General features: G+C 73.7%; 14 protein-coding genes. 7 read left to right on the top strand and 7 right to left on the bottom strand.

The features are described 5' to 3' along the window. Positions 1-86 precede the first annotated feature (86 nt). Both ACZ7JA_RS15410 and ACZ7JA_RS15405 read right to left on the bottom strand, forming a co-directional pair. Positions 87-1130, bottom strand: a complete 1044-nt coding sequence (locus ACZ7JA_RS15410; RefSeq protein WP_389302411.1) for a DUF2637 domain-containing protein — start codon at positions 1128-1130, stop codon at positions 87-89. Between the two features lie 302 nt (positions 1131-1432). Beyond that, positions 1433-2272, bottom strand: a complete 840-nt coding sequence (locus ACZ7JA_RS15405) for a (2Fe-2S)-binding protein (protein WP_450745425.1) — start codon at positions 2270-2272, stop codon at positions 1433-1435. Positions 2273-2437: 165 nt separating this feature from the next. On the opposite strand from ACZ7JA_RS15405, the gene ACZ7JA_RS15400 reads away from it, so the two are divergent. Further along, positions 2438-3220 (top strand): GntR family transcriptional regulator, encoded by a 783-nt coding sequence (locus tag ACZ7JA_RS15400; protein ID WP_470808668.1) that lies wholly within the window; start codon positions 2438-2440, stop codon positions 3218-3220. Between the two features lie 365 nt (positions 3221-3585). Here ACZ7JA_RS15400 and ACZ7JA_RS15395 read toward each other — a convergent pair whose 3' ends face one another. The 3 genes from ACZ7JA_RS15395 to ACZ7JA_RS15385 form a co-directional block, all read right to left on the bottom strand. Continuing rightward, a complete protein-coding gene (locus ACZ7JA_RS15395; RefSeq protein ID WP_389302404.1) occupies positions 3586-4107 on the bottom strand; it encodes a DUF2231 domain-containing protein in 522 nt (173 codons plus the stop codon). Between the two features lie 71 nt (positions 4108-4178). Beyond that, complete coding sequence (locus ACZ7JA_RS15390) at positions 4179-4946, bottom strand: hypothetical protein (RefSeq protein ID WP_351665613.1); 768 nt, start codon at positions 4944-4946, stop codon at positions 4179-4181. 166 nt (positions 4947-5112) lie between these two features. Further along, on the bottom strand, positions 5113-6786 hold the full coding sequence (locus ACZ7JA_RS15385; protein WP_351665611.1) for a PucR family transcriptional regulator: 1674 nt from the start codon (positions 6784-6786) through the stop codon (positions 5113-5115). Between the two features lie 342 nt (positions 6787-7128). On the opposite strand from ACZ7JA_RS15385, the gene ACZ7JA_RS15380 reads away from it, so the two are divergent. From ACZ7JA_RS15380 to ACZ7JA_RS15360, 5 genes are all read left to right on the top strand, one after another. Then, positions 7129-8022, top strand: coding sequence for an FAD binding domain-containing protein (locus ACZ7JA_RS15380; protein ID WP_351665609.1), 894 nt, complete (start codon positions 7129-7131; stop codon positions 8020-8022). Beyond that, positions 8022-8597 (top strand): (2Fe-2S)-binding protein, encoded by a 576-nt coding sequence (locus ACZ7JA_RS15375; protein ID WP_393429357.1) that lies wholly within the window; start codon positions 8022-8024, stop codon positions 8595-8597. Before ACZ7JA_RS15380 ends, ACZ7JA_RS15375 begins: the two co-directional genes overlap by 1 nt. 1 nt (position 8598) lies before the next feature. Beyond that, positions 8599-10983 (top strand): xanthine dehydrogenase family protein molybdopterin-binding subunit, encoded by a 2385-nt coding sequence (locus ACZ7JA_RS15370; protein ID WP_470808664.1) that lies wholly within the window; start codon positions 8599-8601, stop codon positions 10981-10983. A gap of 197 nt (positions 10984-11180) precedes the next feature. Then, positions 11181-12638, top strand: a complete 1458-nt coding sequence (locus ACZ7JA_RS15365) for an NCS2 family permease (RefSeq protein WP_470808662.1) — start codon at positions 11181-11183, stop codon at positions 12636-12638. Between the two features lie 46 nt (positions 12639-12684). Then, a complete protein-coding gene (locus ACZ7JA_RS15360; protein ID WP_351665601.1) occupies positions 12685-13836 on the top strand; it encodes an XdhC family protein in 1152 nt (383 codons plus the stop codon). A 15-nt stretch (positions 13837-13851) separates the two neighbouring features. Here ACZ7JA_RS15360 and ACZ7JA_RS15355 read toward each other — a convergent pair whose 3' ends face one another. Both ACZ7JA_RS15355 and ACZ7JA_RS15350 read right to left on the bottom strand, forming a co-directional pair. Further along, entirely contained in the window at positions 13852-14292 is a 441-nt protein-coding gene (locus tag ACZ7JA_RS15355) for an SRPBCC family protein (RefSeq protein WP_389448157.1), read from the bottom strand. A 103-nt stretch (positions 14293-14395) separates the two neighbouring features. Continuing rightward, entirely contained in the window at positions 14396-15163 is a 768-nt protein-coding gene (locus ACZ7JA_RS15350) for a polysaccharide deacetylase family protein (RefSeq protein ID WP_404029725.1), read from the bottom strand. Positions 15164-15365: 202 nt separating this feature from the next. Here ACZ7JA_RS15350 and ACZ7JA_RS15345 point away from each other — a divergent pair, with 202 nt between their 5' ends. Next, positions 15366-15833 carry a TIGR03668 family PPOX class F420-dependent oxidoreductase gene (locus ACZ7JA_RS15345; RefSeq protein ID WP_470808659.1) on the top strand — a complete coding sequence of 156 codons (468 nt, stop codon included), beginning with the start codon at positions 15366-15368 and terminating at the stop codon, positions 15831-15833. The last annotated feature ends 69 nt before the right edge of the window (positions 15834-15902 follow it).

Genomic DNA, 15902 nt, shown 5'->3' with positions numbered 1-15902 from the left:
TCGATACGGAGACGGGACGGGGGCGTGACCCGCGCGGTCACGCCCCCGTCCCGAGACGAGCCCAGTCCCCGGTCCCTGATCCGGTGCTAGCCGAACTGCTGCTCCAGGTCCTTCAGCTTGCGCTCCAGGGAGTCCAGACGCGGCAGGGCCATCGTGTCGTCCTCCGCGGTCAGGTCGACGGTGATGGCGTCAGCGCCCTTGCGGGCCGGCTGAAGGGAGGGCAGAGAGCGGACGGGCAGGGCCTCCGGCGCCGATATGGCAGGCTCCGCGGTGGCCGGCGCGGAGCCGCGCTCGACCGCCTGTACCTCCACCTGACGGCCGCCGCCGCGTCCGCCGAAGCCGCGGTGACCCCGGCTGATCGCACGCAGCTGGGCGCGCTCGACCCGCTGCTGGTCACGCCGGCGCCGGCGCGCCTCGTCCTTCTGCCGCTTGTCGTCGCGCACCTCCTCGACCGCCTCGTCCAGGCTGCGCACGCCCTCCAGCAGCATGAGGGACCACGCCCTGTAGGTCTCGCGCGGCGCCCTGAGCCAGCGGACGATGCGGATCTGCGGCAGCGGGCGGGGAACCAGGCCCTGCTCGCGCAGCGCCGCCCGGCGGGTCTGCTTCAGCGCGCGGTCGAACAGCACGGCCGCCGACAGGGACATGCCCGAGAAGAACTGCGGGGCGCCCGCGTGACCGATGCCGCGGGGGGCGTGCACCCAGTTGAACCAGGCCGCCGCGGCGGCGAACATCCAGACGAGTATCCGGGAGCCCAGGGCCGCGTCACCGTGGCTGGCCTCGCGCACCGCGAGGACGGAGCAGAACATCGCCGCGCCGTCCAGACCGAAGGGCACCAGGTACTGCCAGCCGTCGGTCAGCCCGAGGTTCTGCTCACCGAAGCCGACCAGGCCGTGGAAGGAGAGGGCGGCCGCGACCGCCGCACAGCAGAAGAGCAGTACGTAGGAGGCCGTGCCGTAGATGGCCTCCTTGCGCCTGCGGCGTTCCTCCTGACGTTCCCACGAGTCGTCCGCACTCGCGTTCTCCCCGGAGGAGCGCTTGCCGCGCGCGAGCACCGCCACCGCCGCCACCAGGCCCAGGAGCAGCACGGCGCCCGGAAGCAGCCAGTTCAGCGATATGTCGGTCAATCTCATCAGGGGTCCCTTGCATTGGGATAGGGCGTAACGCCCGCCATAGTGGCCCACTCCGGACGGCCCTCAGGGGGTTTCGGGGCAAGAGGCCGCCAAGGAGGTGCAAGGGGATGCCCAGGGCGACGTTCTGCTCGAACTGCCGCTTGAGGGGCGGGAGTTGAGTTCGAATAAGACTACCCGTACGGATGGTTCCCCGGAAAGTTCCCGATGCGGGTGGGGAAGTTGTGAAGCAGCTGTCCGCGGCCGGTGGTCCGATCGTGATGATCTTAGAGGACGCGGAGGCGCGGGCGGTACCTGAGGAGGGCTCAGGCGGCCACGGCGGCCGTGAGTTTGGCGATCCGGTCGCTGTCGCGGGTGCGCGGGCAGGTGGCGCAGGTGTCCTCCGGGCGCACGGTGTAGAACATGCAGCAGCTCGCCCGGTCCCGGGTGGCCAGCGGCTCGCCGGCCGGCCCGGTCAGCACGCGGAACGCCGCCGAGCCGGCGTACGGCAGCGTCGCCCCCGGCAGCAGCAGCTCCAGCTCCCGCACGGCCCGCCGCTCCTCCTCCGGGCCGAACAGGTGGGCGACGTACCAGAGGCCCTCCACGACCTCGTCGGTCGCCATGCCCCACAGGGCGCGCCCGCGCCGCCGCATCCGCGGCCCGAAGGCGGCGAGCACCGGCTCCAGGTGCTCGGCGACGGCCGCCCGCACCTCGGCCCGCAGTGCCTCCTCGTCCGGCACGACGACCGCGCCGGGCAGCGCGGCCGCCGGATCGCCCGGCAGGCAGGCGAAGGAGGCGGGGCGGACGGCCATGCGGCCGGCGGCGCGGTCGTACGAGACCGCCGGCACGGGCAGCCGGGGCACCCGGCGGTGCAGGAACCACGGGACGGTGATCAGCAGGCAGGCCGGCCAGGCGTAGCGGTGCAGGCCGAAGCTCGCGACGACGTCGGGGCGGGCCCGCCGGCCGTAGTCCCGCAGCACCTGGGCCTCGTCCCAGGCGAGGAAGGCGTCGAGCCCGGCTCCGCCCTCGGCGAGCCGGGCGGCGCCGACCCAGCCGCCGCCTTCCGGCAGCGCCCGTCCGGGGTCCGGCTCGGTGACCGTCAGTCCCGGGTAGGCCGCGGTGAGGCGGGCGTACGCGGCGGCGAACGGCGAGGCCGTAGCGGGCATGGCGGGATCACCGGACCTTGATCGCGGATCGAGTGCAAAGGTAAGCCTAACCTTAGCCATTCTTCGAGGAATTTGAAGACCCGCGTCGTGCCCCTATGGTGCTTGACGGACAAGTGACGACCCGCCGTTAATGACCCCAAGTGCCGACAAGCTGGAGGAGGCCCCGTGAAGCAGGGTGTGCAGGGCTCCGCCGACCCCTTCGGCGAGGCCCGGGCCGCGGCGCGGGAGCGGGCGGCCGAGCCGGCCGGGCGGCGGGACGCCGGCCTGCCCGGGGCGCGGGGCGAGCACACCCACGGCGAGCGTCCGATCCCGGGCCCCCGGGCCGCGGTGCGGCGCTCCTCGGTGCGCGGGCAGATCCTGGACGCGCTGCGGTCGGCCCTGGTGTCGGGCGAGCTGAGACCGGGCGAGGTGTACTCGGCGCCGGCCCTCGGCGAACGCTTCGGGGTGTCCGCGACACCGGTCCGCGAGGCCATGCAGCAGCTCACCCTCGAGGGCGCCGTCGAGGTGGTGCCCAACCGCGGCTTCCGGGTCATGGAGCGGGGTGCGCGGGAGCTGGCCGAGCTGGTCGAGGTGCGGGCGCTGCTGGAGGTGCCGGTGATGCTGCGGCTGGCCCGCACGGTGCCCGCCGAGCGCTGGGCCGAGCTGCGGCCGCTGGCCGAGGACACGGTACGCGCCGCGGCCTCCGGCTGCCCGGCGACGTACGCGGAGTCCGACCGCGCCTTCCACCGGGCCGTGCTGTCCCTCGCGGGCAACGCGCAGCTGGTGCGGATGGCGGAGGACCTCCACCGCCGCTCCCAGTGGCCGCTGGTCGGCGGCCCCGTCCGGCACGGCCGCGCCGACCTCGTGGCCGACGCCGCCGAGCACACGGCACTCCTGGAGGCACTGATCGCCCGCGACCTCGACGTGGTACGAGACCTGGTCGCCGACCACTTCGCGGGCGCGGCCTGAAGCCGCCCGAACACCCGCCCGGCGCCGCCAGACGCCGACCGGCCATTGCCGTCTGCTGCCCGAGGGGGCGGATGCGCGGCGAGCCCCGCCCGACGTCGACGGACGCTCGGCCGGCGCCGCCAGACGGTCGGCGGACGTCAGTCGGCCCCTTATGAGCGCCGCCCGACGGAAGTTGAATGCCCGGTGGGCGCCTTCTGCCGTTGACTGGAGCTCGGCGAGCGCTGCCCGAGGGCGGGCGGACACCCGGCGGGCGTCGTCTGGGGCCGGTGAACGCCCGGTGGGCGTCGGCGGGTGCCGGGCGAGCCGGCCGGCGGTGGGCGGAGTGGGTCGTCCGGCCCACCGCCCCCCCGGAAGGGAGGCGTGGGTCAGGAACCGTCGTCCTCGCCGTGCGCGCTCTTGGAGTAGGCGTCGTGCCAGGCGGCCTTCGCGCCGGAGTCGCCGATGCGGTAGGTGTCGACCACGGCTCCGGCCGCGACCGCCAGGGACAGCACCGACACGACGATCCGCAGCGGCAGCGAGGTGAGCCGGGAGGCCCGCGCCGCGCCGCCGTCCCGGCCCTCCCGCCGCGGACCGCGTGCCGACCACCACACGACCGCCGCCAGGACGAACAGGCCCAGCGCCCACGGCAGCAGCCCGTCGCCGAGCTCGGTGTGCCGGCGCACCAGCGCGTCGTCGTCGACGTGCCGCTCCAGCCACTCACCGGCCTGGGTGGTCAGCGGCACGCTGACCAGGGCGACCAGGGCGAGCGAGGGCAGCAGCACGCCCAGCCGCCGGGCGGCCCGCGGCCACACCGCGCCGGCCACCAGGGCCAGCGCGGTGAGCGGTATCAGTACGACGACTATGTGGACCAGCAGCACATGGGCCGGCAGGCCGTTGACCAGACTCATCGAGCACTCCTGAGGGGGTCGGGGCGCGCCACACTGGCACAGCAACCTCTCAGTCGGCTCTGAGACGGCCCTCAGGCGGTCGCGGCCCCCGGTGTGGGCGGGGCCAGCTGCCGGGCCAGCCAGGTCGGGACGCCGCCCAGCAGCCGGAACAGCCGCCGGGCCTCCTCCCGCAGCCGTGAGGCCTCCGGCTCCGACTCCGCGTCCGCCAGGGAGGCCAGCGCGGGGGCCGTGCCCACCAGGTAGCCCAGCTCCTCGCGGATCCGCAGCGACTCGGCGAAGCCGTGCCGGGCCTCCGCCAACTCCCCGTCGCGCAGGGCCAGTCCGGCGAGGTGACGCCAGGTGAAGGACAGCAGCAGCGGATCGGCGTGCGCCGTGGCGCCCGCGTGGGCGCGGCGGTAGGCCGCCCGCGCCGCCTGCGGCGAGTGGGCCAGGTTCTCCGCCAGCAGCCCTCGGCGGAAGTCCAGCAGCGCCCGTCCCACGGCCCCCGGCGGGATCAGCGCCGCCGCCCGACCGAGCGCGGCCCGCGCCTCGTCCGCCCGGTCCCGTACGCCGTGCAGCGTGGCGGCGTAGGCGAGTTGGCCGCGTTCGCAGGCGGCCGCCCCGCGCTCCTCGTCGGTGTGCGCCTGCGCCTCCGCCGTGCGCAGCGCGTCCTCCGCCTCGGCCCAGCCCCGCTCGGTGTACAGGCACCGTTCGACCAGCAGCGCGGCCCGCTGCAGGGTCGCGGCCGGGGTGTCCGCCGGCAGCATGGCCGCCGCGTCGGCCCAGCAGGCCCGCGAGCGCAACCGCCATACCGCGGTCTGGAGAGGATCGTCACCTGCGGTCGTTCCATTACCAGACATGGCGGAATGCGCCACGTTGCCCTCCCCGAGCACGCCGTCGAGCTGTTGAGTGGTGGCCGCATTCCAGCACCAATCATGGGGCTTGGCCAAGGGGATGGGTGAAAGAATTCACAAAGTCGGGGGACCTCGGCCGGACTTGGCCGGGCCCCGTCCCGCTCCCGTCGCCTCAGCTCATCCGCAGCGCCAGGAAGAAGTCCAGCTTGTCCTCCAGGCGGGACAGGTCCCGTCCCGTCAACTGCTCGATCCGCCCGACCCGGTAGCGCAGTGTGTTGACGTGCAGGTGGAGCCGGGTGGCGCAGCGGGTCCAGGAGCCGTCGCAGTCGAGGAACGCCTCCAGGGTCGGGATCAGCTCGGCGCGGTGGCGTCGGTCGTAGTCCGTCAGCGGGTCCAGCAGACGGGCGGTGAAGGCGCGGCGGACGTCGTCCGGGACGAACGGCAGCAGCAGCACGTGCGAGGCCAGTTCCTGGTGGCCGGCCGCGCAGACCCGGCCGGGGCGCGCCGCGGCGACCCGGCGGGCGTGCCGGGCCTCCTCCAGCGCCCCGCGCAGGCCCTCCGCCGAGTGCACGGCGGCGCTGACGCCGAGGGTGATCCGCCCGTCGTCGGCGAGGCCCGCCGACAGCGGCTCCCGTACCGCCCGCAGCAGCGCGTCGGCGAGCAGACCGGACTCGGAGCCGTCCTGGTCGGCGGAGACCGCGGGCAGCGGCACCAGGGCGATCGCCTCGTCCCCGGCGTGGGCGACGGCGATGCGGTCCGAGGGCTCAGGGCCGGTGGCCTGCGGGTCCACCAGGATCTCCTCCAGCAGCGACTGGGCGACCGGGCCGCCCTCCACCGCCGCCCCGTCCCACTCGACCCGGGCCACGACCACCTGCCAGTGCGGGGCCGCCCCGAGGCCCGGCAGCAGTACCGGCGCGGCCACGCGCAGCCGCGCGGCGATCTCGGCGGGGGCCGCGCCGGTCTGCACCAGCTCGAGCACCTCCTGCGCGAGCCGGCGCCGCACCGTGCGCGCCGCGTCCCGCCGGTCGCGCTCGACGGCGATCAGCTGGGTGACGCCCTGGAGCAGGTCGAGGCGCTCCTCCGGCCAGTCCCCGGCGTCCGCCTCGACCGCGAGCAGCCAGTCCGACAGGACCGTCTCGCGCAGGTCGCCGGCGGCCTGCGGGGAGCGCCCGGAGGAGCGGACGGGGAACAGGGAGTACGTGCTGCCGTCCAGCGTCACCCGGTGCGGGCCGCGCCGGCCGGAGCGGGCGGCGGCCAGGTGCTCGGCGGCCAGCCGCGCGCAGGTCCCGGCGGGCAGCGCCGGGCCCGCGACCTTCGAGCCGGCGATCAGCCGGCCGGTGGGGGAGAGCACCCAGGCGCGCAGGTCGAGGTCGGTGCCGAGCAGGTCGAGGACCACGTCGGGGCCGCCGCCCGCCGGGCCCGAGGTCATCATCCGCCGGTGCCGGTCCACCACGGCCGCCAGGTCGCCGGCCCGTTCCCCGGAGACCTGGCGCACGACGTGCTCGGTGACCGTCGCGAACGCCACCGACTCGTGCACGGCGAACAGCGGCAGCCGGTGCTTGGCGCAGGCCAGCACCAGGTCCTCCGGCACGGCGCCCAGCTCGGCCTCGCCGGCCGCCAGCGCCGCCACCCCGGCCTGGACCAGGATCCGTACGAAGGGCTCGGAGTCGCCGGCGTCGCGGCGCCAGGCGAGACCGGTCAGCACCAGCTCGCCGCCGGACAGATAGCGGCTCGGGTCGCGCAGGTCGGTGGTCATGACCCCGCGCACGGAGCGGTCCAGCTCGTCCTCGCCGCCGAGCAGCCGCAGCCCCAGCGCATCGGTGTCCAGCAGTGCGCGCAGCCGCATCTCGTCGCCGCCGTTCTGTGTCTCGAAATCTACGATGAATCCTGATGGGGGCCCGTGACGGGCCCGGAGCAGGCGTGCCCGGGCCGTACGGCGGGGCCGCCGGGCCGCCACCCGCGTTTCCCGGGGAAAACGGAGAGGTTACCGATGGCCTCCGTTCATACGAATCTACAAGATGCCCGTCGTGGCCAGCCAACTCCTTCATGGTTTCGGTGACTGACCCCGCCGGAGTACGGGGCGGTGTACTGAGCCCACTCCGCGTAAAGAGCACATGAACGAGCCGGACCCGCCGCACCCGGATTGGCTCGATCCGTACGACTCACGAGACGATGAAGAGAGCCGGTCATGGACTTCCTTCGCCCCGCCAGCTGGGAGGAGGCGCTCGCCGCGAAGGCCGAGCACCCCACAGCTGTGCCGATTGCGGGTGGCACCGACGTGATGGTCGAGATCAACTTCGACCACCGCCGGCCCGAGTACCTGCTCGACCTGAACCGCGTCGGCGACCTCTACGAGTGGGAGGTCGGCGAGGACACCGTCCGGCTGGGCGCCTCGGTCCCCTACACGAAGATCATGGAGAACCTCCGCGCCGAGCTGCCGGGCCTCGCGCTCGCCTCGCACACGGTGGCCTCCCCGCAGATCCGCAACCGCGGCGGCGTCGGCGGCAACCTCGGCACGGCCTCGCCCGCCGGCGACGCCCACCCGGCCCTGCTCGCGGCCGGCGCGGACGTCGAGGTGGAGTCGGCGGCCCGCGGCACCCGCCTCGTACCGATCGACGCCTTCTACACCGGCGTCAAGCGCAACGCCCTGCAGCCCGACGAGCTGATCCGCGCCGTGCACATCAAGAAGGCGGACGGCCCGCAGCAGTACTCCAAGGTCGGCACCCGCAACGCCATGGTGATCGCGGTGTGCGCCTTCGGCCTCGCCCTGCACCCCGGGACCCGCACCGTGCGCACCGGCATCGGCTCCGCCGCGCCCACGCCGGTCCGCGCCAAGGCCGCCGAGGAGTTCCTGAACGCGGCCCTGGAGGAGGGCGGCTTCTGGGACAACGGCAAGATCGTCACCCCGTCGGTCGCCAAGCGGTTCGCGGAGCTGTGCTCCGGCGCCTGCAACCCGATCGACGACGTCCGGGGCACCGCGAGCTACCGCAGGCACGCGGTCGGCGTCATGGCCCGCCGGACGCTCACCTGGACCTGGGAGTCGTACCGCGGCGCCCGCCGCGCCACCGAGGGAGCTGCGTGATGCGCGTCAACTTCACCGTCAACGGACGCCCGCAGGAGGCCGACGACGTCTGGGAGGGCGAGTCCCTGCTGTACGTGCTGCGCGAGCGCCTCGGCCTGCCCGGCTCCAAGAACGCCTGCGAGCAGGGCGAGTGCGGCTCCTGCACGGTGCGTCTGGACGGCGTGCCGGTGTGTTCCTGCCTGGTCGCGGCCGGCCAGGCCGAGGGCCGCGAGGTGGTGACCGTCGAGGGCCTCGCCGACTACGCCAGGCAGCGCTCGTGCGGCGACTCCGGCGCGTGCGGCACCTCGCTGGACGAGGCCAGGGCGTGGCAGGCCAAGGGCGCCGACTCGCAGACCGGCGAGGGCGCCCCACTGAGCCCCGTGCAGCAGGCGTTCATCGACGCCGGCGCCGTCCAGTGCGGCTTCTGCACCCCGGGCCTGCTGGTCGCCGCCGACGAGATGCTGGAGCACAACCCGGACCCGTCCGACGCGGACATCCGCGAGGCGCTGTCCGGCAACCTGTGCCGCTGCACCGGCTACGAGAAGATCATGGACGCGGTCCGGCTGGCCGCCGCCCGCCAGTCCGAGGGGGTCTGAGATGCCGACGAACGGCGCTCCTACGAAGATCACGCAGGGTTCGCAGACCCGGGGCGGCGTCGGTGAGTCCACGCTCCGCCCGGACGGAATCCTCAAGGTCACCGGCGAGTTCGCGTACTCGTCCGACATGTGGCACGAGGACATGCTGTGGGGCCAGATCCTGCGCTCCACCGTCGCGCACGCCGAGATCGTGTCCATCGACACCTCCGAGGCCCTCGCCCTGCCCGGCGTGTACGCGGTCATGACCTACGACGACCTGCCCACCGAGGTGCGCAACTACGGCCTGGAGATCCAGGACACCCCGGTCCTCGCCCACGGCAAGGTGCGCCACCACGGCGAACCGGTCGCGATCGTCGCCGCCGACCACCCGGAGACCGCCCGCCGCGCCGCCGCCAAGATCAAGGTCGAGTACCGGGAACTGCCGGTCGTCACGGACGAGGCCTCCGCGACCGCCCCCGACGCGGTCCTGGTGCACGAGAACCGCGACGACCACCACGTCGGCCATGTCCCGCACCCGAACATCGTCCACCGCCAGCCGATCGTCCGCGGCGACGTCGCGGCGGCCCGCGAGCGGGCCGACGTCATCGTCGAGGGCGAGTACACCTTCGGCATGCAGGACCAGGCCTTCCTCGGCCCCGAGTCCGGCCTCGCGGTGCCCGAGGAGGACGGCGGCGTCCACCTCTACATCGCCACCCAGTGGCTCCACTCCGACCTGCGCCAGATGGCGCCCGTCCTCGGCCTGCCCGAGGACAAGGTGCGCATGACGCTGTCCGGCGTGGGCGGCGCCTTCGGCGGCCGCGAGGACCTGTCCATGCAGATCCACGCCTGCCTGCTGGCCATGCGCACCGGCAAGCCGGTGAAGATCGTCTACAACCGGTTCGAGTCCTTCTTCGGGCACGTCCACCGCCACCCGGCCAAGCTGTACTACGAGCACGGGGCCACCCGCGACGGCAAGCTGACCCACCTGAAGTGCCGGATCGTGCTGGACGGCGGCGCCTACGCCTCCGCCTCCCCGGCCGTCGTCGGCAACGCCTCCTCGCTCAGCGTCGGACCGTACGTCGTCGAGGACGTCGACATCGAGGCCATCGCCCTCTACACCAACAACCCGCCCTGCGGCGCCATGCGCGGCTTCGGCGCGGTCCAGGCGTGCTTCGCCTACGAGGCGCAGATGGACAAGGTGGCCGCGGCGCTCGGCATGGACCCGGTGGAGTTCCGCCGGCTCAACGCGATGGAGCAGGGCACCCTCATGCCCACCGGGCAGCCCGTCGACTCCCCGGCCCCGGTCGCCGAACTGCTGCGCCGGGTCAAGGCGATGCCCATGCCGCCCGAGCGCCAGTGGGAGTCGAGCGAGGGCGCCGACGTACGCCAGCTCCCCGGCGGTCTGTCCAACACCACGCACGGCGAGGGCGTCGTACGCGGCGTCGGCTACGCGGTCGGCATCAAGAACGTCGGCTTCTCCGAGGGCTTCGACGACTACTCCACCGCGCGCGTCCGCATGGAGGTGATCGCCGGCGAGCCGGTGGCCACCGTGCACACCGCGATGGCGGAGGTCGGCCAGGGCGGCGTCACCGTCCACGCGCAGATCGCCCGCACCGAGCTGGGCGTCAGCCAGGTGACCATCCACCCGGCCGACACCCGGGTGGGCAGCGCCGGTTCGACCTCCGCCTCCCGGCAGACGTACGTCACCGGCGGCGCCGTGAAGAACGCCTGCGAACTGGTCCGGGAGAAGGTCCTGGAGATCGGGCGCCGCAGGTTCGGCTCCTACCACCCGGCCTGGACCACGGCCGAACTCCTGCTGGAGGGCGGCAAGGTGGTGACCGACGCGGGCGAGGTCCTCGGCGACCTGGTCGACGTCCTGGAGGACGAGGCCGTGGAGGTCGAGGCGGAGTGGCGGCACCGGCCGACCGAGCCCTTCGACCTGCGCACCGGGCAGGGCAACGGCCACGTCCAGTACTCCTTCGCCGCGCACCGCGCCGTCGTCGAGGTCGACACCGAACTCGGCTTGGTCAAGGTCGTCGAACTGGCCTGCGCCCAGGACGTCGGCAAGGCGCTCAATCCACTCTCCGTCGTCGGCCAGATCCAGGGCGGCACCACGCAGGGACTGGGCGTCGCGGTGATGGAGGAGATCATCGTCGACCCGAAGACCGCGAAGGTCAGGAACCCCTCCTTCACGGACTACCTGATCCCCACGATCCTCGACACGCCGACCATCCCCGTCGACGTGCTCGAACTCGCCGACGACCACGCCCCGTACGGGCTCCGTGGCATCGGCGAAGCCCCGACCCTGTCGTCCACCCCGGCCGTCCTCGCGGCGATCCGGAACGCGACCGGACTGGAGCTGAACCGCACACCGGTCCGCCCGGAACACCTCACGGGCACCGCGTAGCGACGGCCGCCGTCGCGTCGCGGCGAGGCCGCGACGCGAGGCACCCCGGCGCCGGGCGAGGCCCGACCCTCGGCCGTCCCGGCGCCGGTCAGCAAGTACCACGTTCGTCTCGGGCCGTCCCCCGGGCCGTCCAATCCCAAATCCCGCCTGCCGCCCCACGGCAGCCGGGTGCCCCTGTGAACCTTGGGAGTTGGCCCATGACCCAGCAGTCAGTGGAGCCCAGGACCACAGCCGAAGACGCGGGCGAAGGCTCCCGCGTCCCGGCCGGCAGGTCCTGGCTCGACCGGTACTTCCACATAAGCGGCAGAGGATCCACGGTCGCGCGTGAGGTGCGCGGCGGCATCACCACCTTCATGGCGATGGCGTACATCCTCCTGCTCAACCCTCTCATCCTGTCAGGCAAGGACGCGGCCGGGGACACCCTCGGACAGCAGGCCCTGATCACCGCGACGGCGTTCGCCGCGGCCCTCACCACGCTGCTGATGGGCTTCGTCGGCAAGGTGCCCCTCGCGCTCGCCGCCGGCCTGTCCGTCTCCGGCGTCCTGTCCTCGCAGGTCGCCCCCCACATGACCTGGCCGCAGGCCATGGGCATGTGCGTGCTCTACGGCGTCGTCATCATGCTGCTGGTCGTCACCGGACTGCGCGAGATGATCATGAACGCGATCCCGCTCGCCCTCAAGCACGGCATCACCATGGGCATCGGCCTGTTCATCGCCCTGATCGGCTTCTACAAGGCCGGCTTCGTGCACCAGGGCAAGGCCACCCCGGTGAGCCTCGGCCCCGCCGGCGAACTCGCCGGCTGGCCGGTCCTGCTCTTCGCCGGCACCCTGCTGCTGATCTTCATGCTCCAGGCCCGGAACATCCCCGGCGCCATCCTCATCGGCATCGTCTCCGGCACGGTCGTCGCCGCCGTCCTCAACGGCCTCGGCGTCATCGACCCGAAGCAGTGGGCGGGCGGCGCGCCCGCACTGCACGGCAGCGCGCTCTCGATGCCCGACTTCTCGCTCTTCGGGCACGTGGAGTTCGGCGGCTGGGGCGAGGTCGGCGCGATGACGGTCGGCATGATCGTCTTCACCCTGGTGCTGGCCGGCTTCTTCGACGCGATGGCCACCATCATCGGCGTCGGCACCGAGGCGAAGCTCGCCGACGACAAGGGCCGGATGCCGGGCCTGTCCAAGGCGCTGTTCATCGACGGCGCCGGCGGTGCGATCGGCGGCGTGGCGGGCGGCTCCGGCCAGACCGTGTTCATCGAGTCGGCCACCGGGGTCGGCGAGGGCGCCCGCACGGGCCTCGCCTCGGTCGTCACCGGACTGTTCTTCGCCGCCTGCCTGTTCTTCACCCCGCTGACCGCGATCGTGCCGCAGGAGGTCGCCTCCGCCGCCCTGGTGGTCATCGGCGCCATGATGCTGATGAACGCCCGGCACGTGGACTGGGCCGACCGCGCCACCGCGGTCCCGGTCTTCCTGACCGTCGTCCTGATGCCGTTCACGTACACCATCACCACCGGTGTCGCAGCGGGCGTCATCTCCTACACCGCCATCAAGACCGCCCAGGGCAGGGCCCGCGAGATCGGTGCCTTCATGTGGGGGCTGACGGCCGTCTTCCTGGTCTACTTCGCCCTCCACCCGATCGAGGGCTGGCTGGGCGTGCACTAGCCCGGTCCGACACCCGTACACCACAACCCCGTTGGGAGACCGAGACATGCTGGACATCGCCGAGGAGCTCAACCGGTGGGTCGAGCAGGGCCGTGACTTCGCCGTCGCCACCGTGGTCGCCGTCGGCGGCAGCGCCCCGCGGCAGCCGGGCGCCGCCCTCGCGGTGGACGCCGACGGCACGGCCGTCGGCTCGGTCTCCGGCGGGTGCGTGGAGGGCGCGGTGTACGAGCTGTGCCGGCAGGCGCTCGAGGACGGGGAGACCGTCCTGGAGCGCTTCGGGTACAGCGACGAGGACGCCTTCGCCGTCGGTCTGACGTGCGGCGGCGTCATCGACGTCCTGGTCACGCCGGTCCGGGCGGACGGTCCCGCCCGGCCGGTGTTCGCGGCCGCGCTGGCCGCCGCCGCGCGGGGCGAGGCGGCGGCGGTCGCCCGGATCGCCGCGGGACCGGCCGCCCTGCGCGGCCGCGCCCTGCTGGTCCGCCCCGACGGCTCCCACGACGGCGGCTTCGGGGCCCATCCCGAACTCGACCGCACGGTGGCCGCCGAGGCCGGCGCCTTCCTGGACGCGGGCCGCACCGGCACCCTGGAGATCGGAGAACGGGGCTCGCGCTGCGGCGCGCCGCTCACGGTCCTGGTGGAGTCCTCGGTGCCCGCGCCCCGGATGATCGTCTTCGGCGCGATCGACTTCGCCTCCGCGCTGGTGCGGGTCGGCAAGTTCCTCGGCTACCACGTCACGGTGTGCGACGCCCGCCCGGTGTTCGCCACCCGGGCCCGCTTCCCGGACGCCGACGAGATCGTCGTCGAGTGGCCCCACGAGTACCTGGAGCGCACGGACGTCGACGGCCGCACCGTCCTGTGCGTCCTCACGCACGACGCCAAGTTCGACGTGCCGCTGCTGCGGCTGGCCCTGCGGCTGCCGGTCGCCTACGTCGGCGCGATGGGCTCGCGCCGCACCCACCTGGACCGCGAAGAACGGCTGCGCGCGGTCGGCGTCGGCGAACTCGAACTGGCCCGGCTGCGCTCCCCGATCGGCCTCGACCTCGGAGCCCGAACCCCCGAGGAGACGGCCCTGTCGATCGCCGCGGAGATCGTCGCGGCCCGCCGCGGCGGCAGCGGCGTCCCCCTCACCGGCGCCCACACCCCGATCCACCACGACACGGCGGCGACCCCGGCGGCGCCGATCGGGTCGCTGGCCTGAGCGGCCGCCGGCCGGTCACGGCCGCCGCAGCAGCCGGTTCGCCGTCCCCCCGAACAGCGTCCGGCCCGCGCGCGCCACGACACCGTCGAAGAGGCGCGGGAGGAAGCGGATCCGCACGTCCTCCCGCCAGACCACCCGCGCCCGGCCGTCCGGCCCGGGCCGGACCTCGATCTCAGCCCAGCCGAGGACTACCCGCCCGTGCTTCTCCAGGCGGCACAGCCCCGGTTCGCCGTCCGCGGGCGGGCGCCAGAGCGTGACCTCCATGGGGTCGTCGAAGCCGAGCGGGCCGAGGCCCGTACGGGCCACGAAACGGGTGCCCTCGTGCGTAGGGGCGGGCGTCAGGACGGCTACGCGGGTGAAGGGCACCACGTCACCGTGGCGGGGCCACTCGGTGAGCCGCCGCCAGGTCTCCTCGAGCGGAAGGGGCACGGTGCGTTCGACGGAGAAGTAGGCCACGGCACGATCGTAGGCAATGGCCGCCGGCCGGCCGCGCGACCGGCCCCGGATCACCTGCACGGCTCAGCGGCGGGTTCCGGCGCTGAGCCGGCAGCCGGTCCGGTCAGGGCCGGTACACCCGGCCCGGCTCGGCCTTGCCCGGCGCCAGGAGCTGAGGCACCGTCACGAACACGTAGCCGCGGGCCTTCAGCGCGTCGATGATGCCGGGCACGGCCGGCACGGTGCCCCGGTAGATGTCGTGCAGCAGGATGATGCCGTCCCGTGAGGCCTGGTCGAGCACGCGCTTGGTGATCAGCGCCGAGTCGGTGGTCGTGTAGTCCTTCGCGGTGACGCTCCACAGCACCTCGGCCAGGCCCATCTCCTTGCAGATGCGGTGCACGTCGGCGTCGGTGCGGCCCTGGGGCGGGCGCATCAGCGTGGGCCGGCGCCCGGTGAGCCGCTCTATCTCGTCGTCGGGGCGCCGCAGTTCCTCGCGTATCCGGTCGTCGGAGATCCGGGTGAGGATCTGGTGGTCCCAGGTGTGGCTCGCGACCTCGTGCCCCTCGGCCGCCATCCGTTTGACCAGCTCCGGATACGTGTCGATGTGCCGCTTGCCGAGCAGGAAGAAGGTGGCCGGGACCTTCTTCTCCTTGAGGATGTCGAGCAGTCGCGCCGAGTTCTCGCTCGGCCCCGCGTCGAAGGTCAGCGCGATGCACTTCGCCTCGCGGCAGTCCACCGTCCCGAGCTTGGCCGGCGCCCCGTGCGCGCCCTCCGCGCGCACCGCGCTGGGGGCGGTCGTGTCCACCTCGGCGCAGCCCGACAGCGTCAGCGCCAGACAGGCGGCCGCCGAGACGAGCGCGGACAGACGCAACCCGCGCCTCGTTCTGCGCATCTTCAGGGGCGCGGGCTGCGGGGCCGGGTTCTGACCGGCCGAAGTCGTGAGAGGCATGCCGGGACTATACACTCGGTTTATAGTTCATGGGTTCGATTTAACGAGTTCATGTGGGCGCCGTACAGCCGGGCCGTAGCACCATGGAGGAGCGGGGGACGCGTGCTCCGCACGCGAGCCGACCTGTGGGCAGCTAGGAGCGGGTATGCCCCGACTGGCCGAGAGCGAGGCGCGGTTCCGGTTCGCCGCGGCCCGGGTGGCCCGGCTGGCCACCGTCGACGCGACGGGCCGCCCGCACCAGGTGCCGGTGGTCTTCGCCCACTGCTTCCTCGACGGCGTCGACCGGCTCGTCACCGCGGTCGACAACAAGCCCAAGACCACCGGCCGTCTCAAGCGGCTGGCCAACCTGGCCGGGCAGCCGGCGGTGTGCCTGCTCGTGGACGCCTACGACGAGGACTGGGACCGGCTGTGGTGGGTCCGCGCCGACGGCGTGGCCCGCGTCCTGGCGCCCGGCGCCGCCGACGCGGCCGAACGGCGGGCGCGCGAGACGGCCGTGGCGCTGCTCTGCGCCAAGTACCCGCAGTACCGGCCGACTCCGCCGGCGGGCCCGGTGGTCGACGTCACCGTACGGCGGTGGACCGGCTGGCAGGCGCGGGCGCCCGAACGGCCCTGAAAGCGGACGGGGGCCGGCCGGCGGAGCGCCGGGGCCCGCGTCGTACCGCATGTATGCGCCAACCTCGCG

The organism is Streptomyces sp. NPDC038135, assembly GCF_055601245.1.
Note: the sequence above shows the minus strand (reverse complement) of the source record. Positions and strands in the feature narration are given on the sequence as shown.

What these genes read in the sequence shown, in the direction of transcription:
- ACZ7JA_RS15365 (WP_470808662.1), top strand. Translation starts at nt 11,181, where the DNA reads ATGACCCAGCAGTCAGTGGAGCCCAGGACCACAGCCGAAGACGCGGGC.
- ACZ7JA_RS15370 (WP_470808664.1), top strand. Translation starts at nt 8,599, where the DNA reads ATGCCGACGAACGGCGCTCCTACGAAGATCACGCAGGGTTCGCAGACC.
- ACZ7JA_RS15380 (WP_351665609.1), top strand. Translation starts at nt 7,129, where the DNA reads ATGGACTTCCTTCGCCCCGCCAGCTGGGAGGAGGCGCTCGCCGCGAAG.
- ACZ7JA_RS15405 (WP_450745425.1), bottom strand. Translation starts at nt 2,272, where the DNA reads ATGCCCGCTACGGCCTCGCCGTTCGCCGCCGCGTACGCCCGCCTCACC.
- ACZ7JA_RS15390 (WP_351665613.1), bottom strand. Translation starts at nt 4,946, where the DNA reads ATGTCTGGTAATGGAACGACCGCAGGTGACGATCCTCTCCAGACCGCG.
- ACZ7JA_RS15360 (WP_351665601.1), top strand. Translation starts at nt 12,685, where the DNA reads ATGCTGGACATCGCCGAGGAGCTCAACCGGTGGGTCGAGCAGGGCCGT.
- ACZ7JA_RS15375 (WP_393429357.1), top strand. Translation starts at nt 8,022, where the DNA reads ATGCGCGTCAACTTCACCGTCAACGGACGCCCGCAGGAGGCCGACGAC.
- ACZ7JA_RS15410 (WP_389302411.1), bottom strand. Translation starts at nt 1,130, where the DNA reads ATGAGATTGACCGACATATCGCTGAACTGGCTGCTTCCGGGCGCCGTG.
- ACZ7JA_RS15395 (WP_389302404.1), bottom strand. Translation starts at nt 4,107, where the DNA reads ATGAGTCTGGTCAACGGCCTGCCGGCCCATGTGCTGCTGGTCCACATA.
- ACZ7JA_RS15350 (WP_404029725.1), bottom strand. Translation starts at nt 15,163, where the DNA reads ATGCGCAGAACGAGGCGCGGGTTGCGTCTGTCCGCGCTCGTCTCGGCG.
- ACZ7JA_RS15345 (WP_470808659.1), top strand. Translation starts at nt 15,366, where the DNA reads ATGCCCCGACTGGCCGAGAGCGAGGCGCGGTTCCGGTTCGCCGCGGCC.
- ACZ7JA_RS15385 (WP_351665611.1), bottom strand. Translation starts at nt 6,786, where the DNA reads ATGCGGCTGCGCGCACTGCTGGACACCGATGCGCTGGGGCTGCGGCTG.